Here is a 23,688-nt window from a genome sequence, read left to right on the forward strand (position 1 = left end):
CATCTAATTGAGGCGATTGGATGGATCAGGAAGAAGAAATAAAGTACTTCGTCAGGATCAGAGACACTGATCTCGACGGCACAAAAATGGCCCTCATCGCACTCACCGGCATCAAGGGAGTCGGGAGGCATGCCGCGACCTATATTGTCAACAAGGCACAGGTCGACTCGCACGCCCTTCTCGGCAAGATGTCGGACGAGGACGTTGAGAAGCTCCGTACAGCAGTCGAAGAATTCGCGGAAAGCGTCCCCTCGTGGATGCTGAACCGGCCCATCGATGTACTCTCCGGCAAGCCCCGGCACCTCCTTGCAAGCGAGGTCGACCTGACGCTTGAGGAAGACATCAACACGATGCGCAAGATCCGCAGTTACAGCGGTATCCGCCACGAGACCGGCCAGAAGGTCAGGGGCCAGCGCACCAAGTCCACCGGAAGGACAGGCACGACCGTCGGCGTAAAGAGAAAGAAGGACTGAGTGAGGAGGCACGACCATGGGATATCCAGGAAAGAACCACAAGCAGTACTCCACACCAAAGCGCCGCTTCGAGAAGACGCGCCTTGAAGATGAGGCAAAGATCGTCATTGAATTTGGTCTCCGGAACAAGCGTGAACTCTGGAAGGCCGAGAGCGCCCTCCGGAAGTACCGCAAGGCCACCCGTGAGATTCTTGCCCTTCGTTCCGCCGGTACCGACCTGAAACAGGCCGAGACCAAGAAGGTGCAGCTCCTCAACCACCTCGAACGCTACGGCCTCCTTTCAGGCGAAAGCGACATCGAGGACATCCTCGCGCTGAAGAGCGAGCAGGCACTCGAGCGCCGTCTCCAGACCCTCGTGTACAGAAAGGGCCTCGCCCGCTCACCGAAGCAGGCCAGACAGCTCATCACCCACGGCCACATCATCGTGAGCGGCCACCGGGTCACCATCCCCGGCTACCTCGTCCCGAGGAGCGAAGAGGCGTCCATCGGATACTACGCCCACTCACCGCTCGCCGCCGAGTCGCACGCTGAACGCAGCAGGATCACCGGGAGGTAAACATGGCAGCCGATAAGGAAAAGTGGGGCATTGCACACATCTTTGCCTCGTTCAACAACACCATCATCACCGTCACCGACCTCTCCGGGGCCGAGACGATCACCAAGAGCAGCGGCGGCATGGTTGTCAAGCAGGACCGCAATGAAAGTTCGCCCTATGCTGCGATGCAGATGGCAATGAACGTCGCCAACTCCGTCAGGGAAAAGGGCCTCGTCGGCCTTCACGTGAAGGTCCGCGCACCCGGTCAGGGCAAGCAGCGCAGCCCCGGACCCGGCGCCCAGGCGGCCATCCGCGCCCTTGCCCGTGCCGGCATCCGCATCGGTAAGATCGAGGACGTCACCCCGGTCCCGCACGACTCAATTCGCCAGAAAGGCGGGAGACGCGGAAGGAGAGTCTGATGCAGATCGAATTTGCCAGAATTGATGATGACGCCGCGAGGTTCGTCCTCAGCGGCGCCACCCCAGCGTTCGCGAATGCCCTGCGCCGCACCATGATCGGTGAGGTGCCCACGCTCGCCATCGAAGACGTAAAGATCTATGATAACTCTAGCGTGCTCTTCGATGAGATTCTGGCACACAGGCTCGGACTAATCCCAATAAAGACCGATCTTTCAAGATTTGTCAAGCAAGAGGACTGCTCGTGCGAGGGTGCCGGGTGCCCGCTCTGCTCGGTGACCTTCACCATGAGTGTTGAAGGCCCGGGGATGGTATATTCCAGCGACCTCATCTCGGACGACCCCGAAACCCGACCAGTCCTCGACAACGTCCCGATCGTCAAGCTCTTCGAGGGCCAGAAGATCGTGCTCGAAGCGCGCGCCACCCTGAACACAGGGAGAGTACATGCCAAGTGGGAACCGACCACCGCCTGCGGGTACAAGAACTACCCCGTTGTCACCATCGGTGAGAACTGTGACGGGTGCGGCATGTGCATCGACGAGTGCCCTCGCGGCGTGCTTGAGATCAAGGATAGACAGGCACAAGTGGTCGATGGAAAACTTGAGACATGCTCCCTCTGTAAACTCTGCGAGAAAGCGTGCCTGACCACCGGTATCGGCACCGAGCCTGCGATCACCATCAGGTCTGACATTTCAAAGTTCATCTTTGTCGTGGAAAGCGATGGTTCGTTGCCTGTTCTGACAATCATCGAAAAAGGACTTGAATACATCAGAAAGCAATCAACGGATCTCTCAGAGACGTTGGTCGAGATAGCCGGAGTGAATTAGATGGTAAAGGGAACATACCAGAAGACGAACCCCCGTCTTTCGTATCTCGTTGCGCTGCTCAAAGAGACGGCACGGGAAAACGACGCGAAGGTCTGGCGGGTCATCGCACAAAATCTGGAAGCACCCAGCAACAACTATGCTGAGGTCAACATCGGAAAGATCAACCGGTACGCCCAGGACGGCGAGACGATCCTGGTCCCCGGCAAGGTGCTCGGGAGCGGCGTGCTGAACCAGAAGGTATCGGTTGCGGCACTCAACTTCTCCGAGTCCGCGATCGGCAAGATCACCGGCCTTGACGGCTCGTGCATGACCATTGAAGAACTGGTCGCACAGAACCCGAAGGGTGCAGGCGTGAGGATACTGAGGTGAGAATCATGGTGACGATCATCAATGCAGAAGGACTGCTCCTTGGGCGGCTTGCAAGCAACGTCGCACGGCGCTCACTTCAGGGTGAGAAGTTCGCCATCGTGAACGTCGAGAAGGTAATCGTTTCCGGTCACCGTGCCATGGTGCTCGGCAACTACCACCACAAGCGTCAGCGCGGCTCGCGCGAAGGCGGCCCGTTCTTCCCGAGAAGACCGGACCACATCATGAGGCGGACAGTTCGCGGCATGCTCCCGTACAAGCGCCAGCGGGGAGCCGAGGCATTCAGGAACGTCATGGCCTATGTCGGCGTCCCGGTCGAGTTCCAGGGCAGGGAAGCCGAATTTGAGACCATCGAACAGGCAGGGATCGAGCGGTTGAACAACCCGAGATATGTCACCCTCGGTGAGATCAGCACCACGCTCGGGGCCAAGTACTGAAGGTGAATAAGATGGCAAAGGTCGTAAATACAAGCGGTAAGAGAAAGACCGCAATCGCACGGGCAACCCTCAAGGAAGGAAACGGGCGGATACGGATCAACTCCGTACCCCTCGAGATCTACGCGACCGAACTGGTGCGCATGAAGATCTCCGAGCCGCTCCACCTTATCCCGAACACCATCGATAGCGTTGACGTCTCCATCGAAGTGAGCGGGGGCGGGATGATGGGTCAGGCCGAGGCTGTCAGGACCGCGCTTGCTCGCGGCATCCTCGAATGGACCAACGATCCCAAGGTCAAGGACACCTTCATCACCTATGACCGCACTCTCCTCGTCAATGACTCGAGGCAGAAGGAAGCCAAGAAGCCGCACGGCCGTGGCGCACGCGCGAAGTTCCAAAAGTCTTATCGGTGAGCCAGACAAACACCATAGAGGAAAATCGAGATATGATCCCGGTCAGATGCTTTACATGCGGCAAAGTGATCTCCTCTACCTGGATGGAGTTCAAAAAGCGGCGGGATGCAGGCGAGGATCCCAAAAAGATCCTCGACGATCTCGGTTTAGAACGCTACTGCTGCAGACGGATGCTGCTCACACACAAGGAGATTGTGGACGACATCAACCCGTACCAGTAAGGGGTCGTGGGGTAGCCTGGACTATCCTAGGGCGTTCGGGACGCTCTGACCTGAGTTCGAATCTCAGCGACCCCATTATCTATTATGTGTTTTGAGGATGCATCATGGACCAATATACTCGCTATGAGAAAGCACGGATCGTAGGAGCCCGCGCGCTCCAGATCTCGATGGGTGCCCCGGTCCTGATCCAGACGAGCAATGTTGATCCCCTCAACATCGCACTTGAAGAATTCGAGGACGATCGGATCCCCATTACGGTAAAGAAAAAGGCGTGATCTGATGACCGATATTGAACAGATCGTACTGAGGACTATTCTGGACAGCAGAGGGAACCCGACCGTCGAGGCAGAGATCTACACCTGTTGCGGCTTCGGCCGGGCAGCCGCACCGAGCGGCGCATCCACCGGGACGTGGGAGGCAAAGGTCAGATCACCACGCGAGGCGGTTCCCGCCGCACGCGAACACCTCGTCCCCACGCTCGTCGGGCTCGACGCCGCGGATCAGGCCGGTTTTGACAGGACCCTTCACGAGTCCGACGGAACAGTGGACTTTTCGAACATCGGCGCAAACGTGGCAGTCGCACTCTCCCTCGCATGCGCGAAGGCTGCGGCGAACTCGATCGGCATCCCGCTCTTCCGGTACCTTGGCGGGGCCTTCGCCCGGAAGACCCCCCTGCCCCTCGGCAATGTCATAGGCGGCGGGGCGCATGCCACGAACGCCACCGACATCCAGGAGTTTCTGGTCATCCCGACCGGCGCCTCCTGTGCAGACGAGGCAGTCTTTGCAAACGCCGCCGTCCATAAAAAGGTGAAGGAGTTGCTCGTCAAGGCAGGCAAGGGCTGCGGCAAGGGCGACGAAGGCGCATGGGCACCGAGGATCTCCGACGCAGAGGCGTTCGAACTCCTGAACCAGGCTATCGGAGCCGTCTCCGACGAACTGAACTTCGCGATCGACATGGGTATCGACGTCGCATCCAGCGAGATGTGGAACGGAAACACCTATGTGTACAGTGACATGAAGAGGACGACCGAAGACCAGATCGCCTATATCACCGAACTGGTGGACCGTTACAACCTCGCCTATGTGGAAGACCCCCTCGTCGAGGAGGACTTCGAGGGCTTTGCCAGAATCAACAGGCAGGTCGGAGACCGGTGCCTGATCTGCGGCGACGACCTCTATGTCACCAATGCCGAGCGGATCCTGCGCGGGATCGAGACAGATGCCTCGAACTGCGTGCTGATCAAGCCCAACCAGATCGGGACGCTGACCGACACCTTCGAGGCTGTCCACCTGGCAAAATCCCACAGCATGGACACGGTGATGAGTCACCGGTCCGGAGAAACGACCGACGAAACTATCGCCCATCTTGCCACCGCATTCGAATGCAGGTTGCTGAAATCGGGGGTCGTGGGCGGAGAAAGAATCGCAAAACTGAATGAACTGATACGTATTGAGGAGCTGATCTAAACATGGTTGAAGAGACTGAGATGGAAATTGTGCTGAACGAGCCCCTCGTTCCGGTGGAAGAGTACCTCGCCGCAGGAGTCCACATCGGCACGCAGCAGAAGAGCCAGGACATGATGAAGTTCATCTACCGCGTGCGCGGGGACGGACTGTACATCCTTGACATCAGAGCAACCGACGAGCGCATCAAGACCGCGGCGAAGTTCCTTGCCAGCTACGACGCCCCGAAGGTTCTCATCGTCGCCTCCCGGCAGTACGCCCAGTACCCGGCAAAGAAGTTCGCCGACGCCATCGGAGGCACCGCGGCTATCGGGCGGTACATCCCCGGTCTCATGACCAACCCGAACTTCCACGGCTACGTGGAGCCCGAAGTCGTCGTCGTCACCGACCCGATGGGCGACGCTCAGGCGATCAAGGAAGCGATCCAGAACGGGATACCGGTCATCGGCCTCTGCGACACGAACAACATGACCAGCAACCTCGACATGGTCATCCCGACAAACAACAAGGGCAGAAAGGCACTCTCCCTCGTCTACTACCTCCTCACCAGGGAGATCCTCCATCTCCGCGGTGTTTCCACCTCCTATACCCTCGAGGACTTCGAGACAGAACTGTAAGGAGGAAGAGAGATGCAGACGAGGGCATGCACCGTCGCAGGCATGTTCTATCCGGGAGACCCCGCTCATCTCGAGCAGTTTCTCGGCATGGTCACCCCGGAACCAGTGACCGACATGCCTGCCGCCCTCGGTATCGTCGCACCCCATGCAGGCTATCCATATTCAGGTGCCGTGGCGGCCCGGGCTTATGCCGCCATACCACCCTCTTTTGACGGGACATTCATCATCATCGGGCCAAGCCACCACGGTTTTACGACCTCCGCCTCGGCGATACCATGGGAGACCCCGCTTGGCATCGTGGACGTCGACGCCGACCTCGTGCAGGCGATCGGCGTGCCGATCGACGACGACGCACACGCTACCGAACACTCGATCGAGGTCCAGGTGCCTTTCATCAAGTACCACTTTCCGCGGGCCAGGATCGCACCGATCATGATGGGCGACCAGAGCCTCAGGAGTGCGGAGAAACTTGCAAAGGCGATCGTGGCCGCAGTCAGGAAGACCGGACGCGAGGTGCGGATCGTCGCCTCAAGCGACTTCTCCCATTATATCCCTGATGACCTCGCACACCATGTGGACCTGCAGGCGATCGAGGCATTGAAGACTCTCGATGTCCCGGAGTTCTACCGGAAGATCGAGTTTCTCGACGTCAGCGCATGCGGGTACGGCCCGATCGCAACGATGGTCCTTGCATGCAAGGCATTCGGCGCGACCGAAGGGAGGTTGCTCACCTATACCACGAGCGGAGAGGTGACCGGCGACCCCCTTGTCGTTGGATATGCTGCCATAGCGGTGGTGTAGAGTGGCGACCTGGAGCGCCCCCGGTAAGGTATTTCTTTTTGGAGAGCACGCTGTTGTCTATGGGAAGCCAGGCGTGGCGATGGCAATCAAGCCGCGCGTGGCGGTGACGGTGAGGAGGGTAAAAAACCCCGCACCTGTCCGTTCTCCCTATATAGACGAGTGTTTCCGTTCGACCGGGGTGCAGGGGAGCGTCTATATCAGGTCGCAACTCCCGAGTTCGTCAGGGCTCGGGTCATCGGCGGCAGTGACCACCGCTACCCTCGCCGCCATCTCAGACGAGTTCGGCCTCGGCTTTACAAAGGACGAGATCGCAGAGCGCGCCTTTGCGATCGAGAAGAAAGTCCAGAACGGGAGAGCGAGCCCGACCGACACCTATGTGACAACCTTCGGCGGGATCGTACTCATCTCCCGGGGTTCGAAACGACGCCTGCCGCCGCAGAGCCTCCACCTCGTCATCGGCAACACCCTCGTCCCCCATTCGACCGCAAAGATGGTGGAGCACGTGGCACAGCTGCACCAGAAGCACCCCGCCATCGTCAACCCGATCCTGGACTCGATCGGGGCGGTGACCACCCAGGCGATCAAGTGCATGAACAAACCGCAGCAGCTCGGTCACTGCATGGACGTCAACAACGCCCTCCTTGAGGCACTCGGCGTCGGCCACCCCGCCCTCTCCAAACTTGTCCTGACCGCCCGCGCGGCCGGGGCCTTCGGCGCGAAGGTCACCGGCGCCGGCGGAGGGGGGTGTATGGTGGCGCTCTGCCCGAAACACGCAAAGAGCCGGATCGCAGGGGCGATGGACGCCACAGGCGCAAAGTCGATCATCACCACCATCGACACGACCGGCATACGCAAAGAGAAAGATGGATGAAAAGGTTATTCTGCTAAAATTCGGCGGGAGCATCATTACCGACAAGGCCGGAACCGGCGCCGTCGATCATGCCCGCCTTGCCGCTCTTGCCGGAGAGATCGCACAGCGGCCCGGCCTCAGGCTTGTTCTGGTCCACGGGGCCGGGTCATGCGGCCACCCCGAAGCCGCCCGATACCGTCTCCAGGAGAGGGTCGGCCCCGCAAACAAAGAGGGGATCGCCGTCACCCACGAGGCGGTCGCCGGCCTCAACAGGGCGGTCGTGGCCGCGCTGCGTGAGCACGGCGTGGACGCCGTTGGCATCCACCCCCTGGCCGGATGCCGTGCCGACAACGGACACCTCATATCCTGTGAGCACCTACCTATTGTACAACTGGTGCGGCTCGGCATTACCCCGGTTCTTCATGGGGACGTGGTGATGGACGCGAGTCGTGGTGCCTGCATCATTTCAGGCGATCAGATCATCCGGTACCTTGCCGTAGCCCTCGGGGCGGCCCGCGTCGGTCTTGCGACCGACGTGCCCGGCGTCCTTGACAACGGCGCGGTGGTTCCGGTGATCACAAGGGACACAGTCGGACGTCTGTCTATCGGGTGTTCAGGGAACACCGACGTGACCGGCGGGATGAAAGGGAAGATCACGGAACTCCTCGCACTCGCAGACGAGGGTATCGAATCACACATATTCCATGTCTCCCGGACGGCCGCATTCCTCGACGGGAAGGGTCACGGCGGCACGATAGTCAGAAAGTGAAAGAAAAGAGAAGGACAGGGACAGGCACACCAGAGAACAGGAGGAATTCATATCAAAGAGAGTACACAGACGTCCTCACGGAAGCTGGACCACCTGCGGATCTGCTGCGAGAAGCAGGTCGAGGTCGGCAGCGCAGGCTTTGAAGACGTCAGACTGGTGCATGCTGCCCTTCCAGAATGTGACCTTGATGCGATCAGGCTGGAGACCAGGTTTCTCGGCGCACGCCTTGCGGCGCCGCTCTTCATCGCTGCCATGACAGGCGGCCACCCTGCAACGACCGAGGTCAACAGGCGGCTCGCACGGGTTTCGGAGAGATTCGGCCTTGCAATAGGCGTCGGGTCGCAACGCGCGGCCCTCGAACACCCGGATCTTGCAGAGAGTTTCTCGGTCGTGCGCGACGAGGCGCCTCATGCCTTCATCTGCGCCAACCTCGGCGCGGTGCAGTTGCGGGAGCACGGGGCAGAGTGGGCCGAGCGCGCGGTGGAGATGATCGATGCCGACGCCCTCTGCGTTCACCTGAACTTCCTGCAGGAGGCGATCCAGCCCGAGGGCGACCACGATGCCCGCGGCTGCCTCGCCGCCATCGCCGACCTCTGCGAGGACTTCAAGACGCCGGTGATCGTCAAGGAGACCGGAGCAGGCATCTCGAAGGAGACGGCCGGCCGAATCTGGGGCGCAGGCGCCGCAGCGATCGACCTCGGCGGTTTCGGCGGCACCTCATGGGCGGCGGTCGAGGTCGAGAGGGCCGAAGAAGATCGTCTGCGGGCCCTCGGAAAGACGTTCCTCGACTGGGGCATCCCGACAGCGGTGAGCCTCTGCGAGGTGGCGGGAAGCGGCCCGGTGATCGCCACCGGAGGCGTGCGGAATGGAATAGACATCGCGAAGGCTCTCGCACTCGGGGCCGACCTCGGCGGGATGGCCCTGCCCCTGCTGAAACCCGCGATGGACGGAGAAGAGGCGCTTACGGCGGTCGTATCAATGGTCCTGCAGGAACTGCGGGCCGCCATGTTCCTCACCGGAGCCGGCAGCGTTGCCGATCTCAGGAAAACACGGGCTTATATCACCGGTACGACCCGGCAGATGCTCGAAGAATAGGATTCATACGGAGACAAAAAATGGATACAGAAATTGTTGCAGTGGGCGGCTATAACGAAGTCGGCCGGAACATGACCGCCGTCCGGTGCGGAAAAGAGATCGTCATCTTCGATATGGGCATCAGGCTCGACCAGATCATGATCCACGAGGACGCGGAGATCGAGAATATGCACTCCCTCGATCTGATCGAGATGAAGGCCATCCCCGACGACACCATGATGAACACGGTGGAAGGGAGCGTGAAGGCGATCGTCTGCACGCACGGCCACCTCGACCATATCGGGGCGATCCCGAAACTCGCGCACCGGTACAACGCACCCATTATCGGGACACCGTACACGGTCGAACTGATCAAACAGCAGATCCAGGGCGAACAGAAGTTCGGGGTCACCAACAAAATCCAGGTGCTCAAGGCGGGCAACCGGTACCGGATCTCCCCGAACCTCACCCTCGAGTTCGTCAAGATGCAGCACTCGATCATCGACACGGTGATGGCGGTGCTCCACACGAAAGACGGCGCCGTCGTCTATGCAAACGACTTCAAGCTCGACCGGACGCCTGTGATCGGCGAACCGCCCGACTTCGCCCGCCTCCGCCAGATCGGGAAGGAAGGGGTGCTCGCCCTCATCGTCGAGAGCACGAACATCGAGAAGAAGGGCAGGTGTCCGAGCGAACGGATCGCACGCGACCTTGTCAGGGACACGATCACCAGTTACGAAGACGACAAGAACGCGATAATCGTCTCGACCTTCTCTTCACACATTTCACGTATCAAGACGATTGCCGAGTGCGCCCATGAGATCGGGAGAAAGCCAGTCCTTCTCGGCCGCTCGATGGAACGGTATTCGACGGCGGCCGAACAGCTCAAACTGGTCGCGTTCCCCCAGAGCCTCTCGGTCTTCGGGAACAGGCGGACGGTGGACCGCACCCTGCGGCATATGATGAAGACCGGGAAGGACAAGTTCCTCCCGATCGTCACCGGTCACCAGGGTGAGAGCGGCGCCATCCTGACGCGGATCGCCCATGGCGACACGCCGTACAAGGTCGAGAAAGGCGACAAGATCCTCTTCTCAGCCAAAGTGATCCCCAACCCCATGAACTTCGGGCAGCGCCATCTCGTCGAGACCCTCCTGAAGATGAAAGGGGCCAGGATCTTCGATGAAATCCACGTGAGCGGCCACGCGTACCGTGAAGACCACTATGAACTGCTCCATCTCCTGAACCCCCAGCACATCATCCCGTCCCACGGGAACATCGACATGACCGGCGAGTACATGCGGTTTGCCGAGGAGTGCGGTTACACCCTGAACAACGACATCCACCTGCTCAGAAACGGGCAGAGGGTCCTGTTAAAATAAACGAGGTTTTGTCATGAGTGATCTGAAGACCTATCTTGAGAAAACCGCCGAGCAGGTCGACATCGCGCTCGAGCGGAATTTTGGAGACGTATTCGGCGACCTCTATAAGGCGAGCGCCCATCTCCTGCTCGCGGGCGGCAAGCGCCTGCGCCCGGCGGTGCTGCTCCTTGCAGCCAACGCCGTGAAACCAGGTCGTGCCGACGACCTGATCACCGCGGCGATCGCGGTCGAGATGACCCACACATTCACCCTTATCCATGACGACATCATGGACGGGGACGTGACACGGCGGGGCGTGCCGACGGTCCACACGAAGTGGGACGAACCGACGGCGATCCTGGCGGGCGACGTGCTGTATGCGAAGTCCTTCGAGTACATCACCCATGCCCTCGCCGAGGACAGGGCGCGGGTGAAGGCGGTGACACTCCTTGCCCGGACCTGTACGGAGATCTGCGAGGGGCAGCACCAGGATATGGCCTTCGAGCAGAAGGGCGCAGAGGTCGAGGCGGCCGACTATATCGAAATGGCCGGGAAGAAGACCGGTGCCCTCTATGCAGCGGCGGCAGCGATCGGCGGAACCCTTGCCGGCGGGAATGCCATGCAGGTGGATTCTCTCTACCAGTACGGCATGAATGCCGGGATCGCCTTCCAGATCCAGGACGACCTCATCGACCTCCTGGCCCCCCCGGAGACGAGCGGAAAGGACAGGGCATCCGACCTCCGCGAGGGGAAGCAGACCCTCATCGCCATCACCGCACGGGAGAGGGGCCTCGACCTCTCGAAGTACCGCCATACTCTCACCGGCACCGAGATCGACGCGGCGATCGCAGAACTCGAAGAGGCGGGCGTGATCGACGAGGTGCGGCGGGCCGCGGAGGAGAGGGTCGCGACGGCAAAGCGCTCTCTCTCTGTCCTGCCCAAATCGATGGAACGCACATATCTTGAGGAAATCGCGGATTACTTCCTGACACGGAGTTTCTAAGATGGACACCGATGTCAGGAGAGTTCTGTATATCTACGCGCTCCAGAACGCGGTAAAACATGGCAATGTGCCGAATGCAAAGGCAGTGATGGGGAAGGTGCTCGGCACCCACCCAGAACTCCGCCCGCATGCAAAGGATATCCCGGCCCTCCTCGCCGGGGTGCTCGACGAGGTCGCGGCCCTGCCGAAGGAGTCATGGCAGGCAAAACTCCAGGAAATCGCTCCCGAACTTGTGGCCGAGATGAACGAGGTCAGGAAGGAGACGAAGAAGGAGCTCCCGCCCCTTGAAGGCGCCGAAAATGGTGTCGTGATGCGTTTTGCGCCCAACCCCTCCGGACCCCTGCACCTGGGGCACGCCAGGGCGGCCTTCCTGAACGATGCCTATGTGAAGAGGTACGGCGGGAGGTATGTCCTGCGGATCGAGGACACCGACCCACGGCGGGTAGACCCCGAGGCCTATGAGATGGTCCAGGAAGACATCAGGAATCTGGGCCTTGGCATCACCGATATCGTCTACCAGAGCGACAGGATGGAGATTTACTACGATCTCTGCCGGCAGCTCATCGAACTCGGCGGGGCCTATGTCTGCACCTGCGACGCGGAAAGGTTCAGGGAACTGAAACTCGCGAAGACGGCCTGTCCATGCCGTTCCCACACTGTCGAGGAGAACCTGGACCTCTGGGACCAGATGCTCGCCGGAAAGTTTGCCGAGGGGCAGGTGACAGTGCGGGTGAAGACCGACCTGACGCATCCCGACCCGGCGATGCGCGATTTCTCCATCTTCAGGATCGTGGACAGCCCGGCCCACCCGCGGATCGATGCTCGCGTCTATCCCCTGATGAACTTCTCGGTCGTGGCCGACGACCACCTCCTCGGCATCACCCATGTGATCCGGGGCAAGGACCATATCGCGAACACCCGCCGCCAGCAGTACATCTATGACTACTTCGGCTGGAAGGCGCCGGTGTACCGCCACTACGGCAGGATGGGTATCGAGGGGGTCGTCCTCTCGACCTCGTCGATGCGCGAGGGAATCAACGCCGGCACGTACACGGGCTGGGACGACATCCACCTCGGCACCCTGAGAGCGATCGCACGCCGGGGCATCGAGCCCGAAGCGGTGAAGGAGGCGGTCCTCGAGATCGGTATCGGCGAGACTGACATCTCCTTCTCCTGGGAAAATCTGTACGCGAAGAACAAGGCGATCGTCGACCCGTCGTCAGACCGCTTCTTCTTTGTGCCCGAACCTGTACGGGTGACTGTCGAGGATGCACCGGCACAGACAGCCGAGATCCCGCTGTACCCTGGCAAAGAGAGCCGCGGCGTGCGGAAACTCACCTTTGAGGGCGCAGTCGTGCTGCCGGAGGCTGAGGTCGCCAGCGCCGGGATGATCAGGCTGAAGGATCTCTTCAATATCGAGATGAGAGGCGAGGGACAGGCGGTTTATGCCGGCGACGACCTTGCGGCGGCGCGGGCGGCGAAGGCCCCGATCGTCCAGTGGCTCCCCGATGGAACGGGCATCCCCTGCACCGTCCTCACCCCGGACGGCACGCTCATCGGCCTCTGCGAGCCCGCGGTTGCCCGCTATGCGGGGAAGACCGTCCAGTTTGAGCGGGTCGGCTTTGTCCGGATCGACCGGGCCGACGAGAAGGGCGTTGTCGGCTACTTCTCCCACCGGTGAAGAGACATCTTTTTCTTTTTTTTCGAGATCTGAAGAATTATTTTTGTTCTGTGAGAGGAGTCCACTCTATGGACCTCTTGAGTTTTTTCTGAGCGGGGAGCAGCATAATCCTAAGACGAGACGCCAATCCACCGTCTTCAATCGAGACCGGGGGACTACGCCCCCGGACCCCCGCTCACGATTGGACCTCGGTTGGGTGAAATCCTGCATTTTGAAGAGGGGACTGCCATCCACCCCTATCCTAATGGCAGGGGGACCGGGGGGCGGCAGCCCCCCGGCAGAGGCACTCCAGAATAGGCTTTCTACAAAGCCAATTTTTTCGAGTTTCGAGGGGTGCGAGCATCAGCGATCTTGAGAACAAGTCATAAGACTTTAGGTTATTCCCGCAGGAGGATCGACTTTTCATCCCGGGGTTCACACCTCCGCACACCATATATACCGCCACCCCCCATGCACCCCCATGCGAACTATAAGCCTCATCTTCATTGCTACGGCCGTACTCCTTCTCGTCCAGGCGGCAGCGGCGGCGGCCACTCTGGAGATTGGAGAGGTCGGAAAGGATCCAGACGGATCCCTCACCGTCAGTGGGACGACGAACATCGCACCGGGCAATGAACTTCTCGTCGATATCGTCTCTTCGGGTTTCGGGGCGACCGCGAAAGAGGAGGCAGGGGGGTTCTATGGCACAAGCGGCACCGTGACGGTGGAAGCCGGGGACCCGTACAACACCTGGTCCTACACCTTCGAGGGGCTCCCGCCCGAGACCTACACCATCACTGTCGAGTGGGTGGAGGGGGACGCCACGGCAAGCGGCACTTTCACGATCACCAGCGAGACGGTGAGCGGCGTCACGACGGCCGCGACGACCGCACCTCCTCCGGCGACGACGACGGTCCCGCCCGCGACCCCGACACCGACGCAGGCGTCATGGGGTGCCGCGGGGGTCGTCCTCGGCCTGGCAGCGGTGTTCTGGATACGCCGTTCTTAAATAGGAGCATCTAGATACTCCATCTGATGACACAGTACACTCGTATACTCAGGGCATTCGTCATCGCGGTATCTCTCTGCCTTCTCTGTGGCGGAGTGGTCGCGGCAGAGGTCTCCCCTGACTGGACCTATACGTCACCGGTCACGGTGCAGGGCGTCGCTGTCTCTGCCGACGGTTCGGCCGTCGCCGCAGGCGGTGACGATGCAAAGGTCACCCTTCTCGACGCCTCCGGCAATGTCGTGTGGCAGAGGAATGCACAGGCGACCGTGAACAGCGTTTCTATCGCACCCGACGGGACGGCAGTCGGCGTCGCGTCCTCGGACAACAGAGTCTATCTCTACAACAGGTCGGGCGACCTCAGGTGGAGTGCGGTGCTGCCCGGACGCGCCTATGCGGTTGCGGTCGCCGATGGCGGGGGGTACGTCGCCGCGGGATGTTCAGACGACAAAGTCTATCTCTTCAACGGAGAGGGAAAAGTCCTCTGGTCATACCACACAAACGGGGACGTCTTCGGTGTTGCGGTCGCACCTGACGGTGGCCTCATCGCTGCCGGGTCACAGGACGACAAAGTTTATCTCTTAGAACGGGGCGGTTCGCTCCTCTGGTCGCAGGTGGCCCGCGCGGATGTGCTCGGGGTTTCGATATCGCCTGACGAAAGATTCGTGGCGGCGGGATCGGCCGATACGCGTGTCCTCTTCTTCGATGTAAACGGCACACTCCTCTGGAGCGTACCGACAATGGGGTCGGCCACTGCCGTCTCGGCGAGTGAAGGCGGGGAGAGGATCGCCGCAGGATCCCTCGACCAGACCCTGTACCTCTTCGATAGGAGTGGGGTCATTGTCTGGAGCAAAGGGATCGGGTCGGCGGTCAGGGGTATCTCTCTCACTCCAGATGGTACCACTTTCGCCATCGCAACATCAGGTGGTGAGGTCAGCCGCTACACCACCGCACCGGAGCCCACCCCGACGCCAACCGTTGCCGTCACCACCATGCCGACGACCGCACTTATGACCGGATCGCTTGCAATCTCCTCGGTGCCGGCGGGCGCGGCCGTCCACATCGACAATCTCTATGTGGGCAGGACGCCGGTCACCGTGCCCAACATCGAGGCCGGCAATCACACTGTCCTCCTAGAACTCCGCGACCACGATACGTGGAGCGGGACCTTCTCTGTCGAGGCAGGGGTCACGGCCACGGTGAATGCCACCCTGATGCCGTCGACAACGCCGGCGGCGACGACACCGACCCGCGCCGCCGCCCTCCCGCTGACCGCTCTGGTTGGTGCCGCGATCGCCGGCGCTCTCCTCCTGGTGCGGAGAGAATAATAACCCATCCTTTTTTCAGCCCTGTAGAATCGTTCATGAAACGGATCTTCGGGCGACCGCCGCGGTTGGCATTCATGGTAAATACCATCCTCAGGTCGATGTATCCTCGATCTCATAGAATGACGCTCGTTGCCTCCAAACCCCCTTTTTAGAATTGGCCTCGGGAAGAGAGACTGAAGACCCAGAAAAGACAAAAGATCATTCAATCACCTATCCTAATAGCGGAGTGCGAGCGCCAGCGAACTTGAGAACACAGGAACTCAAAAATTCCCTGTTCAGACAAATCTCTGATTTAGCGAAGCCCGATACGGCGACCTGGAGAATGTCGATGTTCTGGTGAGCGCGAAGTATGCCGGCACAGACGGCGTCGTCACCGAGAGGCGCGTCTCGGGCCTGGGCCTGGAGGAGGGGAAGACGCACAGGGAGGTAATCCCGATGAAACTCGAAAACGGGCATAACTACGACATCTGGGCCTCGGTCTGGCAGGACGGGAGGAGGCAGGTGACAGGTTCGGTCGCCGTCGCCCCCCCTGACCGCACCGCCCATGCGAAAACGATCGCCCATTCCCTCCTTGCCGTCACGGCCATCGACGTGATGACCCCGGACCTGGAGGCCGACCCCATCACCCTGGATATCTTCCTTGGCCTGGAGAATATCGGGTTCTCTCCCTCGGGCCAGGTCGCGGCGAAGGTGAAGGTCTACAACCTGCAGACAGGGATCACGGCGGCACGGGAGTCAGCGGTCCTCGAAACCCTCGCAGGGAAAATGCATCTACGGAAAGGAGCATCCGCCTCACTGTTCCAAATGGCTATGACTACGAGATCGAAGTCTTTGAAAACGGCGCCCTCGTCACGGGCGGTACCGGCCGTGTGACCCTGGCCCTCCCACAGGGCGACTCAAAAAGCGGGGAGACAGGAAAGGCGACAAAAACGCACACCATGGCCGTCACCGCCGCGTATGTCGTCCGGCGGGGGAGGCGCGAGGGATGAAGGGCGGGATCACCGCATGGAGGATGTACCTCTATGTCGTCACCTTCCTCTCCCTCCTGGTAATGGCCATCGGGGTGGTCGACGTCTGTTCGATCCTGCTGGAGGTTTTTGTCTACCCACAGCCGGCACCGTACCCGCGCCCTCCTATTATGCCGGCTTCCCCAGGGCGGTGGCGATGCTCCTCGTCGGTCTTGCAGTCTGGGTCTATCACTGGCAGGTGCTCAGGAGAGACGAAAAAAAGGGGCAGAGGAGGAGGGATCTTCCCACACCTGAACAATGCCGGGGCCTGTACCCGGATGGGGTTTTCACCGCTGGAACCACGCAAGAATACCCTTCTGTTCTGGTTTATGATAGAGGTGCACGCCTTCCTTGACAGTCCTGACATCTTCGATGGCAAAGATGTCCCGGGGATGGCAGGTTTTCAGTGTGTCAAGAAGGTCCTGGAGTACGGAGCGCGGGACGATGGTAAAGAGCACCGCTACACGTGAGCCACAACAGCCTGAACCGTCGACGCGGGTGACGCCGAAACCCTGTTCCCGCAGTTCGGTGACGACGGCATCGGCGTCGTCTCGCACGATGATCCGGACCATGACATTCCCCACCTTGATCCTCTGTTCGAGGTTCATCCCGACAACAGTGCCGATCGCATAGCCACCAATATAGGCAAGGATACAGGCGATGCTGGTAAGGTGGGTGAGGACAATCCCAGTCGAGAGGAGCCAGACCGTCATCTCACCGACACCGGTCGCCGCCGCGGGGTATGTCAGGCCTTTTCCGACATAGACCTGACGGAGGGTCTTGAGGACTGTCTCCGGGATCCGGGCAAAGAGGATCAGCAGGGGCAGGAGCACCCAGTCAAGGATCAGGCTATCCATAGTATTTCACCGTCCTAGATACACAACAGAACCAGGTTATTATCCAGTTCTATCCCTATAACACTGTTCTTTTGAGGCAGGAAACTAGACTCCTGAACCAGGGCAGGAAGAGAAAAACGGTCGCATCGTCTACCCGCACGCACTGCGGGAAAAAAGAGAGGTTATCCGAGGAACTTCCTGACATTTGCCGCCCGCAGTATTCCTGACCTGACGTCTGCAGTCCGGTTCTCCTTCAGGGCCCCGCGGATAGAGGCCGCGATCTCCCGGTGCTCTGCATCGGGTTCGACATCGACGAGGTCGAGGACAGCCTTTGCAAGGGACGGGGGCACATACTCAGATTCAGGGTCGAAGTACCGGGCGGCATCGGCAAGGTCGGCATCGAAATTGACATAGACCTTGCGGAGGAACTCGATCTCGTCGGAGTCGAGGGCGTCGAGGCCGAGGAGTTCGGGAGGGAGGCCGACCGAGTACAGCGCGGAGGTGAAGGTGATCGCCCGCGGGAGGGAGATGCCGCCGGCGCTCCGTGAGTAGCCGAAGAGGCCGATATGGAGTTTCCTCTTTCTCCTGCTCGGGACGAAAGTGGCGACCCGGTTGATGAGGTCGGAGAGGCCGGTGATCGCCTGCATGTAGGCGCCGGTGTACTTCTGGATGAGGGCGACTGCGTCGTCCTCGTCGATCTCGGGTGGCATGGTAGTGTTCTGCCCTTCGAGATCGGCGACCGCCCGGCGGACCATGTCCAGGGGATAGTCGTACTTGAAGGCCGACTGGATGGTGAAGGTATGCACGCCGGGATACTCGGCAACGCAGCGCTCGACTGTGTCAGGACGGAGGTTTCCCCGGAAGGGCGCGGAACCGACGCCGATGATCGGGTATATCGGAACGCCTGTCTCCTCGGAAAGGAGGTGGAGGCGGAAGAGGGCGATCTTGTTGAGAAGGATCGCCGGGATCATGCCGTAGTTCATGGCCGGGTCAGAACGCGCGAGGAAGATACGCTGGTAGGTGAGGTCTTTGTCCTGCATGTACCGCCCGACAATCCCGGCGGCGTTGAGCATGCTCGGCGCGTCCTCGAAGAGAGGGATGACATTGATCTTCTGCGGAGAGAAAGGACCGATCCATTCGGCGATGGTCATGTCCCTCCCGCCAAGGCGCTTGTGCTGCTGTCCGACGACGAAGTCGCAGTAGTACTGGTAGATGTTGTCGACGGCGACGTGCGACGATGTCATCGGGAGGATCACCTCATAGATCGGAGGGACGTCATTCCCGGAGAAGAGACGGGCCACATCAAAGGAGCGCGGGATGCTCTCCAGGGTTTCGAGGAGGATCTTCGCTTCGGCGCGTTCGACCTCAGGGTTCGGGACGCGCAGGGTGAGAAAGAGATCTTGTCCGAGCTGGTTGTCCCGGAAAAAAGATTCATACCTGGAGAGAAGTTTTTTGACGACGAAGTTGTCGACTTCTTTTCCCTCGCAGTCCCACATCTGCTCCCTGCATCCGAGATGGGAGTAACTGTAATACGCCTCCTGCACCTCGTCGTCGCCGCCGAGTTCGGAGGTCTCGGCAAAGAACGGGAGGTGGACATTGTCCGGGTGCTGGGTGCTCATGCACCGTGAAATTCGTGGAATATCTGCCATCTCTATCACCATACATCCCGGAAGCGGGACAAAGCCCGCGGGGGGCCGGGATGTGGTCACACCGATCACATGGACAGCGTGCCAGATGATATATGAGAATATACCAGATAATGGTGCCTCTCAAGAAAAGGGATAAAGAAGATCAGGTGCCGGCAGAGGCAATGACCAGTGTGTGGTCCCTCCGTCCCGTAAGAGTTAGGACAAACGAATCGTCGGGATCGAAATGATCGCCGTCGAAGATGATTATCGTATCAGGCCTTACGGGAGGAGAGTGCGCCATTCCATGGGCACCTCTGATCCGGATGACGTCTCCGCCATGCTGGACAGTACAGGCAACTGCCGGCAGCACAAGAGTTCTTTCTTCTCCCGGAGGAATCGAGATATCGGAATATATGAGAGGAACGGTGCAGGCAAACTCTTCAGGACGGCTGTTAATGATCGTCAGTTCGACAGGGCCGCCGCCGATGACCAGACCGACACCAAGACGTATTGCAGCCTAAAGGCCATAGAGAGTTTGCCTGCATCGTTCATCTCTCCGATTATATTGAGGACGATACTGGATACCAGACCCAGGAGTACGCCAGAAAGAAGTTCAAGCAGAGAATTTATTCACGGCATAAAGAAGATAACAATAAACAAAAAACAGGCAACCATTCACTGCATAGAAGGAATATAGCAGCGAATTACTTTTCCCAAGTGCTCGCGCAACTCAGTACACGGTAATACGTGAGTGGGCTTAACTTCTGGGTTCGGAAAGAGTCCAGGTGTTTCCCCACTGCTATGGCCGCTATATACTATAGAATCGGCATGATGGGATATAAGGATATGCACGCGGGCGGAATTGCGGAACAGAGAAACATGAGTTAATTCAAGAAAGAAGTAATAAGGAGCAGAAAAGGCGGATCTAAATGACAAAACCTGACAGTTATATCAATAATAATAATCTAGAAACAAAATCACTCAGGAAACACTCAAATACAAACAGAATGATCTAAGAACAGTCATAATTCATAAGGAAGGGGATAGCAGCGAATTACTTTTCCCAAGTGCTCGCGCAACTCAGTACACGGTAATACGTGAGTGGGCTTAACTTCTGGGTTCGGAAAGAGTCCAGGTGTTTCCCCACTGCTATGGCCGCTATCACCCAAGCCAAGGCCCGGAATCGAACCGGGATGTAGTTGATCTGCAGTCAACCGCGTAGCCTCTCCGCCACCTTGGCAGCCGTGTCCTCTATAATGTAACACATTATAGTGTTTAAAGGTATGCACAACGGGTTTCGTCTGGGTTCAACGGATAGTTGGATTTGGACGTTAGTACTTGCGGACTGAACATGTCGTGGTCTTCATGCGTACATCCCAAGCCTATCAAGCGGGTCTTTTACCCATGTCCTCAACGGAGTCTCTTTTTGGGCCGGGTTTCAAGCTTAGATGCTTTCAGCTTTTATCCCTTGCCGCGTAGCTGCTCGGCATTGCCCTGTCGGACAACCGATCGACCAGAGGCGACGAAAGAAAGTTCCTCTCGTACTATTTCTTTCTTACCCTCAGACTCCAAACACCCCAAATAGATAGTAACCGACCTGTCTCACGACGGTCTAAACCCAGCTCACGATCCCCTTTAATAGGCGAACAACCTCACCCTTGGCTGCTGCTGCACAGCCAGGATGGAAAGAACCGACATCGAGGTAGCAAGCCGCCGGGTCGATATGTGCTCTTGCCGGCGACGACTCTGTTATCCCCGGGGTAGCTTTTCTGTCGTCAATAGCCCTCACCAAAAAGGCGTATTGGTTCGTTAGACCCGAGTTTCCTCTCGCGATTATTTGCTATTCATAATCGCGTCAGGCCAACTTTTGCTCTTGACACTCTTCTGTGAGTTTCTGACTCACATGAGTTGACCTTGGGGCACCCTTGATATTTTTTCGAGGGTGTGGCGCCCCACCCAAACTGCCTACCTATCGTTGTCCTCAGACGAGTTAGTGTTACAGCCAACCAAGGATGGTGTCTCATCGTTGACTCCCCGCCCCCCGCAAGGGACGGATTAACATCTCCCATCTACACTGCGCAAGGAAAACCGTAACACAGCGACAGGCTGCAGTAAAGCTCCACGGGGTCTTCACTTCCCATTTGGGGTCCCTGGCCTCTGCACCAGGATAAAAGGTTCAACGGATTCGTGTTTGGGACAGTAGGGCTCTCATTAATCCATTCATGCAAGTCGCCAATTAAGCGACAAGGTACTACGCTACCTTAAGAGGGTCATAGTTACCCCCGCCGTTTACGAGTCCTTCGTCCGGTTGAAACCGGTGTTCAGATACTCGCACTGGGCAGGAATCACCGACTATACTAGTCCTTACGGAGTTGCAGTCAGCTATGTTGTTATTAGACAGTTAGAGCCCCCTGGTCACTGCGACCTGCCTGATCACCAGGCAGGCACCCCTTCTTCCGAAGTTACGGGGCCAATTTGCCGAGTTCCCTAAACACGATTAAATCCGACACGCCTTAGCCTATTCAGCTAGGGGCACCTGTGTCAGTTCTCGGTACGGACATTTGATCACCTTTTCATGGGCTCCGGGACGCGACCGAGTTACCCCATTACACATTCACCCGGTTCTCACCATAACGGTACTCCCCCGGCTTCGGTGCTTAGACGAGGCGACAACCTCGCTCAGTATATCCCAAAGCGTCAGCGCTTTCGCAAAGATCAAATGGTACAGGAATATTAACCTGTTTCCCTTTCGCTACACTCGAATTACGGTGCAACTTAGGACCGACTAACCCTCGGCTGACGAACATTGCCGAGGAAACCTAGCCCCTTCGGCGGATGGGATTCTCACCCATCTATGCTTCTACTACTGCCAGAATTCTCATTCCTGCACGGTCCACAGGAACTTACGCCCCTGCTTCTGCCCATGCAGGACGCCTTCCTACTAGATCACCTTTCGGTGCTCCGTGGTCTCTGTAGTAGGCTTTAGCCCCGTCCATTTTCAGTGCCCTAAACCTAGACTGGTAAGCTGTTACGCACTTTTTGAAGGATAGCTGCTTCTGAGCTCACCTCCCAGTTGTTTTTGGCCTAGGACGCCTTTCAGTGTTGACACTTAGCCTACATTGAGGGACATTAACCACGGTCTGGGTTGTCTCCCTTACGCATTACAAGCTTACCCCGTAATGCGGACTACCAGCCTTCTACGATGTCGGGGAATTTGGAGTTTGACAGGGGAGCGAGGAATTTCTTCCCCGGGATCCCCAATCAGTGCTCTACCTCACCGACTATCTCCAGCCAGGTCATGCTACGGCATGTTTCGGAAGGAACCAGCGGATGCCGGGTTCGATTAATCTTTCACTCCTATACGCAGGTCACGAGAATGATTTGCATATCAAAACCTCAGGCGGTCCTCCACGCAACTTTCGTCACGCTTCAACCTGCCCGCGCATAGATCACCCGGCTTCGGGTCTTATCCCATTGACTTCACGCACTTTTAATACGTCGTCCCACACCCGAAGGCTACGGACATGTTGCTTTCGCTTCGGCTCCCCTCTACGGTTAACCTTCGCCAACAAGATAAACTCTCTGGCCCGTTCTTCAAAACGTAAGTTACGACACTGGCAACCACACCCGTACTACCGCCTCGCGACGGGTTCCTTCATGTGGAAGATCCTTTCGCGCCGTAACACACTATAACCTGTCAATTTCAGGCGCTTTTAACCACCTTATCAGGGTTACTTTTCAGCTTTCGCTCACGCTACTAATACGCTATCGGTTTCGAGTTGTATTTAGTTTTAGAGGTTGATGACCCCTAGATTCCCGCGAGAATTCCAACCCACGGTACTCAGGACACTGCCAGGATGCATTGACATACGTGTACGGGACTATCACCCTCTTTGGTGCCTCATTCCAGAGGACCTCCACTTCGTCGCAACAACCAGACGGCAGGCCTACCACACCACATCTCCCTTGCGGGATTCAGTTTGAACTCTGTCGCTTTCGATCGCCTTTACTCACGACATCTCGGTTGATTTCTTTTCCTGCCCCTACTAAGATGTTTCAATTCGGGGCGTTCCCGATCCTTACGGATCAACACCGAAGTGTTAGGATGTCCTATTAGGGTATCTCCGGATCGTAGATTCCATGCCTCTCCCCGGAGCTTATCGCAGCTTGGCACGCCCTTCATCGGCACTCGAACCGAGCCATTCACTGACAGGTTTTTGTCCAGCTTTCCGCTGAACCCATTTGACGCCCGTTGTGCATACCTATACACGGCCTCGACAGGTCATTGATTTGACCTTCGGCCCTTCCCTGGTGATTCGCATCTCCAGGTGCATTGAAAGTGGACTCAGGGGGACTTGAACCCTCGGCCTCCGCCTCGCAAAGGCGGCGATCTACCACTGATCTATGAGCCCTCTTCCCTTTCATTGGCATTGGCAACTTTACGGTCTGTTTAGCAACCGCTTCCCGATTTCGTTAGGAGGTGATCCAGCCGCAGATTCCCCTACGGCTACCTTGTTACGACTTAACCCCCCTTGCGGAACCTAGATTCGACTACGGCAACAACCGCAGCCTCATCCAAACCCCACTCGGGTGGTTTGA

At 58.5% G+C, this 23,688-nt stretch carries 24 protein-coding genes, 3 tRNA genes and 4 rRNA genes; 23 read left to right on the plus strand and 8 right to left on the minus strand.

The genetic code is table 11. From position 1 onward, the window contains the following. Nucleotides 1-20 precede the first annotated feature (20 nt). The 22 genes from PHP59_RS01220 (at nucleotide 21) to PHP59_RS01325 (ending at nucleotide 16,491) form a co-directional block, all read left to right on the plus strand. The gene (locus PHP59_RS01220) at nucleotides 21-473 is read left to right on the plus strand and encodes a 30S ribosomal protein S13 (protein ID WP_300162360.1); all 453 of its coding nucleotides are present in this window, start codon (nucleotides 21-23) and stop codon (nucleotides 471-473) included. Between the two features lie 16 nt (nucleotides 474-489). Next, entirely contained in the window at nucleotides 490-1,029 is a 540-nt protein-coding gene (locus PHP59_RS01225) for a 30S ribosomal protein S4 (protein WP_300162363.1), read from the plus strand. Nucleotides 1,030-1,031: 2 nt separating this feature from the next. Then, nucleotides 1,032-1,427 carry a 30S ribosomal protein S11 gene (locus PHP59_RS01230; RefSeq protein ID WP_300162367.1) on the plus strand — a complete coding sequence of 132 codons (396 nt, stop codon included), beginning with the start codon at nucleotides 1,032-1,034 and terminating at the stop codon, nucleotides 1,425-1,427. Next, nucleotides 1,427-2,251 (plus strand): DNA-directed RNA polymerase subunit D, encoded by an 825-nt coding sequence (locus tag PHP59_RS01235; RefSeq protein WP_300162370.1) that lies wholly within the window; start codon nucleotides 1,427-1,429, stop codon nucleotides 2,249-2,251. Before PHP59_RS01230 ends, PHP59_RS01235 begins: the two co-directional genes overlap by 1 nt. Continuing rightward, complete coding sequence (locus tag PHP59_RS01240; RefSeq protein WP_300162373.1) at nucleotides 2,252-2,620, plus strand: 50S ribosomal protein L18e; 369 nt, start codon at nucleotides 2,252-2,254, stop codon at nucleotides 2,618-2,620. It begins immediately after the preceding gene. A 5-nt stretch (nucleotides 2,621-2,625) separates the two neighbouring features. Continuing rightward, nucleotides 2,626-3,054, plus strand: coding sequence for a 50S ribosomal protein L13 (locus tag PHP59_RS01245; protein WP_083523470.1), 429 nt, complete (start codon nucleotides 2,626-2,628; stop codon nucleotides 3,052-3,054). A gap of 11 nt (nucleotides 3,055-3,065) precedes the next feature. Continuing rightward, nucleotides 3,066-3,467, plus strand: a complete 402-nt coding sequence (locus PHP59_RS01250) for a 30S ribosomal protein S9 (protein WP_300162378.1) — start codon at nucleotides 3,066-3,068, stop codon at nucleotides 3,465-3,467. 32 nt (nucleotides 3,468-3,499) lie between these two features. Further along, complete coding sequence (locus PHP59_RS01255; RefSeq protein WP_300162381.1) at nucleotides 3,500-3,688, plus strand: DNA-directed RNA polymerase subunit N; 189 nt, start codon at nucleotides 3,500-3,502, stop codon at nucleotides 3,686-3,688. Then, nucleotides 3,689-3,763: transfer RNA gene (locus PHP59_RS01260), tRNA-Pro, on the plus strand. A 29-nt stretch (nucleotides 3,764-3,792) separates the two neighbouring features. Further along, a complete protein-coding gene (locus tag PHP59_RS01265; protein ID WP_067052597.1) occupies nucleotides 3,793-3,963 on the plus strand; it encodes a DNA-directed RNA polymerase subunit K in 171 nt (56 codons plus the stop codon). 4 nt (nucleotides 3,964-3,967) lie between these two features. Continuing rightward, complete coding sequence (gene eno / locus PHP59_RS01270; RefSeq protein WP_300162390.1) at nucleotides 3,968-5,155, plus strand: phosphopyruvate hydratase; 1,188 nt, start codon at nucleotides 3,968-3,970, stop codon at nucleotides 5,153-5,155. A 2-nt stretch (nucleotides 5,156-5,157) separates the two neighbouring features. Continuing rightward, a complete protein-coding gene (gene rpsB, locus PHP59_RS01275) occupies nucleotides 5,158-5,769 on the plus strand; it encodes a 30S ribosomal protein S2 (RefSeq protein ID WP_300162393.1) in 612 nt (203 codons plus the stop codon). Between the two features lie 12 nt (nucleotides 5,770-5,781). Then, a complete protein-coding gene (gene amrB, locus PHP59_RS01280; protein WP_300162396.1) occupies nucleotides 5,782-6,570 on the plus strand; it encodes an AmmeMemoRadiSam system protein B in 789 nt (262 codons plus the stop codon). A gap of 1 nt (nucleotide 6,571) precedes the next feature. After that, nucleotides 6,572-7,441, plus strand: coding sequence for a mevalonate kinase (mvk, locus tag PHP59_RS01285; RefSeq protein ID WP_300162399.1), 870 nt, complete (start codon nucleotides 6,572-6,574; stop codon nucleotides 7,439-7,441). Beyond that, a complete protein-coding gene (locus PHP59_RS01290; RefSeq protein ID WP_300162402.1) occupies nucleotides 7,434-8,189 on the plus strand; it encodes an isopentenyl phosphate kinase in 756 nt (251 codons plus the stop codon). The genes mvk and PHP59_RS01290 overlap by 8 nt, the downstream gene beginning before the upstream one ends. 51 nt (nucleotides 8,190-8,240) lie before the next feature. Further along, nucleotides 8,241-9,284, plus strand: a complete 1,044-nt coding sequence (gene fni, locus PHP59_RS01295; RefSeq protein WP_300162440.1) for a type 2 isopentenyl-diphosphate Delta-isomerase — start codon at nucleotides 8,241-8,243, stop codon at nucleotides 9,282-9,284. A gap of 20 nt (nucleotides 9,285-9,304) precedes the next feature. Beyond that, complete coding sequence (locus PHP59_RS01300) at nucleotides 9,305-10,642, plus strand: RNase J family beta-CASP ribonuclease (RefSeq protein WP_300162405.1); 1,338 nt, start codon at nucleotides 9,305-9,307, stop codon at nucleotides 10,640-10,642. A gap of 13 nt (nucleotides 10,643-10,655) precedes the next feature. Next, nucleotides 10,656-11,624 carry a polyprenyl synthetase family protein gene (locus tag PHP59_RS01305; RefSeq protein ID WP_300162407.1) on the plus strand — a complete coding sequence of 323 codons (969 nt, stop codon included), beginning with the start codon at nucleotides 10,656-10,658 and terminating at the stop codon, nucleotides 11,622-11,624. A 1-nt stretch (nucleotide 11,625) separates the two neighbouring features. Continuing rightward, nucleotides 11,626-13,305: a glutamate--tRNA ligase gene (locus tag PHP59_RS01310; protein ID WP_300162410.1), complete on the plus strand. Its 1,680-nt coding sequence runs from the start codon at nucleotides 11,626-11,628 to the stop codon at nucleotides 13,303-13,305. A gap of 460 nt (nucleotides 13,306-13,765) precedes the next feature. Continuing rightward, nucleotides 13,766-14,293 (plus strand): hypothetical protein, encoded by a 528-nt coding sequence (locus PHP59_RS01315; RefSeq protein ID WP_300162413.1) that lies wholly within the window; start codon nucleotides 13,766-13,768, stop codon nucleotides 14,291-14,293. A 26-nt stretch (nucleotides 14,294-14,319) separates the two neighbouring features. Continuing rightward, complete coding sequence (locus PHP59_RS01320) at nucleotides 14,320-15,618, plus strand: PQQ-binding-like beta-propeller repeat protein (RefSeq protein WP_300162416.1); 1,299 nt, start codon at nucleotides 14,320-14,322, stop codon at nucleotides 15,616-15,618. A gap of 336 nt (nucleotides 15,619-15,954) precedes the next feature. Next, on the plus strand, nucleotides 15,955-16,491 hold the full coding sequence (locus tag PHP59_RS01325; RefSeq protein ID WP_300162419.1) for a hypothetical protein: 537 nt from the start codon (nucleotides 15,955-15,957) through the stop codon (nucleotides 16,489-16,491). A 421-nt stretch (nucleotides 16,492-16,912) separates the two neighbouring features. Here PHP59_RS01325 and PHP59_RS01330 read toward each other — a convergent pair whose 3' ends face one another. Together PHP59_RS01330 and ppcA are read right to left on the minus strand one after the other, a co-directional pair. After that, the gene (locus PHP59_RS01330) at nucleotides 16,913-17,482 is read right to left on the minus strand and encodes a DUF5698 domain-containing protein (RefSeq protein WP_300162422.1); all 570 of its coding nucleotides are present in this window, start codon (nucleotides 17,480-17,482) and stop codon (nucleotides 16,913-16,915) included. Between the two features lie 161 nt (nucleotides 17,483-17,643). Then, on the minus strand, nucleotides 17,644-19,110 hold the full coding sequence (gene ppcA, locus PHP59_RS01335) for a phosphoenolpyruvate carboxylase (protein ID WP_300162425.1): 1,467 nt from the start codon (nucleotides 19,108-19,110) through the stop codon (nucleotides 17,644-17,646). Nucleotides 19,111-19,333: 223 nt separating this feature from the next. Between ppcA and PHP59_RS01340 the strand changes: the two genes are divergently transcribed. Beyond that, nucleotides 19,334-19,786: a hypothetical protein gene (locus PHP59_RS01340; protein ID WP_300162428.1), complete on the plus strand. Its 453-nt coding sequence runs from the start codon at nucleotides 19,334-19,336 to the stop codon at nucleotides 19,784-19,786. Here PHP59_RS01340 and rrf (PHP59_RS01345) read toward each other — a convergent pair. From rrf (PHP59_RS01345) to PHP59_RS01370, 6 genes are all read right to left on the minus strand, one after another. Beyond that, nucleotides 19,781-19,902: ribosomal RNA gene (gene rrf, locus PHP59_RS01345) — 5S ribosomal RNA — on the minus strand. The two genes, PHP59_RS01340 and rrf (PHP59_RS01345), sit on opposite strands and share 6 nt — an antisense overlap. A gap of 228 nt (nucleotides 19,903-20,130) precedes the next feature. After that, a 5S ribosomal RNA gene (gene rrf, locus PHP59_RS01350) occupies nucleotides 20,131-20,252 on the minus strand. 5 nt (nucleotides 20,253-20,257) lie between these two features. Next, nucleotides 20,258-20,329: transfer RNA gene (locus tag PHP59_RS01355), tRNA-Cys, on the minus strand. 72 nt (nucleotides 20,330-20,401) lie between these two features. Beyond that, nucleotides 20,402-23,320 (minus strand): 23S ribosomal RNA (locus tag PHP59_RS01360). A gap of 109 nt (nucleotides 23,321-23,429) precedes the next feature. Next, nucleotides 23,430-23,501: transfer RNA gene (locus PHP59_RS01365), tRNA-Ala, on the minus strand. Between the two features lie 63 nt (nucleotides 23,502-23,564). Then, a 16S ribosomal RNA gene (locus PHP59_RS01370) occupies nucleotides 23,565-23,688 on the minus strand; the annotation flags it as partial.

The organism is Methanofollis sp. (genome assembly GCF_028702905.1).
Classification (GTDB): domain Archaea; phylum Halobacteriota; class Methanomicrobia; order Methanomicrobiales; family Methanofollaceae; genus Methanofollis.

Coding starts and splice junctions, on each gene's coding strand:
- PHP59_RS01220 (WP_300162360.1), top strand. CDS start 21: ATGGATCAGGAAGAAGAAATAAAGTACTTCGTCAGGATCAGAGACACT.
- PHP59_RS01225 (WP_300162363.1), top strand. CDS start 490: ATGGGATATCCAGGAAAGAACCACAAGCAGTACTCCACACCAAAGCGC.
- PHP59_RS01230 (WP_300162367.1), top strand. CDS start 1,032: ATGGCAGCCGATAAGGAAAAGTGGGGCATTGCACACATCTTTGCCTCG.
- PHP59_RS01235 (WP_300162370.1), top strand. CDS start 1,427: ATGCAGATCGAATTTGCCAGAATTGATGATGACGCCGCGAGGTTCGTC.
- PHP59_RS01240 (WP_300162373.1), top strand. CDS start 2,252: ATGGTAAAGGGAACATACCAGAAGACGAACCCCCGTCTTTCGTATCTC.
- PHP59_RS01245 (WP_083523470.1), top strand. CDS start 2,626: ATGGTGACGATCATCAATGCAGAAGGACTGCTCCTTGGGCGGCTTGCA.
- PHP59_RS01250 (WP_300162378.1), top strand. CDS start 3,066: ATGGCAAAGGTCGTAAATACAAGCGGTAAGAGAAAGACCGCAATCGCA.
- PHP59_RS01255 (WP_300162381.1), top strand. CDS start 3,500: ATGATCCCGGTCAGATGCTTTACATGCGGCAAAGTGATCTCCTCTACC.
- PHP59_RS01265 (WP_067052597.1), top strand. CDS start 3,793: ATGGACCAATATACTCGCTATGAGAAAGCACGGATCGTAGGAGCCCGC.
- eno (WP_300162390.1), top strand. CDS start 3,968: ATGACCGATATTGAACAGATCGTACTGAGGACTATTCTGGACAGCAGA.
- rpsB (WP_300162393.1), top strand. CDS start 5,158: ATGGTTGAAGAGACTGAGATGGAAATTGTGCTGAACGAGCCCCTCGTT.
- amrB (WP_300162396.1), top strand. CDS start 5,782: ATGCAGACGAGGGCATGCACCGTCGCAGGCATGTTCTATCCGGGAGAC.
- PHP59_RS01290 (WP_300162402.1), top strand. CDS start 7,434: ATGGATGAAAAGGTTATTCTGCTAAAATTCGGCGGGAGCATCATTACC.
- PHP59_RS01300 (WP_300162405.1), top strand. CDS start 9,305: ATGGATACAGAAATTGTTGCAGTGGGCGGCTATAACGAAGTCGGCCGG.
- PHP59_RS01305 (WP_300162407.1), top strand. CDS start 10,656: ATGAGTGATCTGAAGACCTATCTTGAGAAAACCGCCGAGCAGGTCGAC.
- PHP59_RS01310 (WP_300162410.1), top strand. CDS start 11,626: ATGGACACCGATGTCAGGAGAGTTCTGTATATCTACGCGCTCCAGAAC.
- PHP59_RS01315 (WP_300162413.1), top strand. CDS start 13,766: ATGCGAACTATAAGCCTCATCTTCATTGCTACGGCCGTACTCCTTCTC.
- PHP59_RS01320 (WP_300162416.1), top strand. CDS start 14,320: ATGACACAGTACACTCGTATACTCAGGGCATTCGTCATCGCGGTATCT.
- PHP59_RS01330 (WP_300162422.1), bottom strand. CDS start 17,482: ATGGATAGCCTGATCCTTGACTGGGTGCTCCTGCCCCTGCTGATCCTC.
- ppcA (WP_300162425.1), bottom strand. CDS start 19,110: ATGGCAGATATTCCACGAATTTCACGGTGCATGAGCACCCAGCACCCG.
- PHP59_RS01340 (WP_300162428.1), top strand. CDS start 19,334: ATGATCGCCGTCGAAGATGATTATCGTATCAGGCCTTACGGGAGGAGA.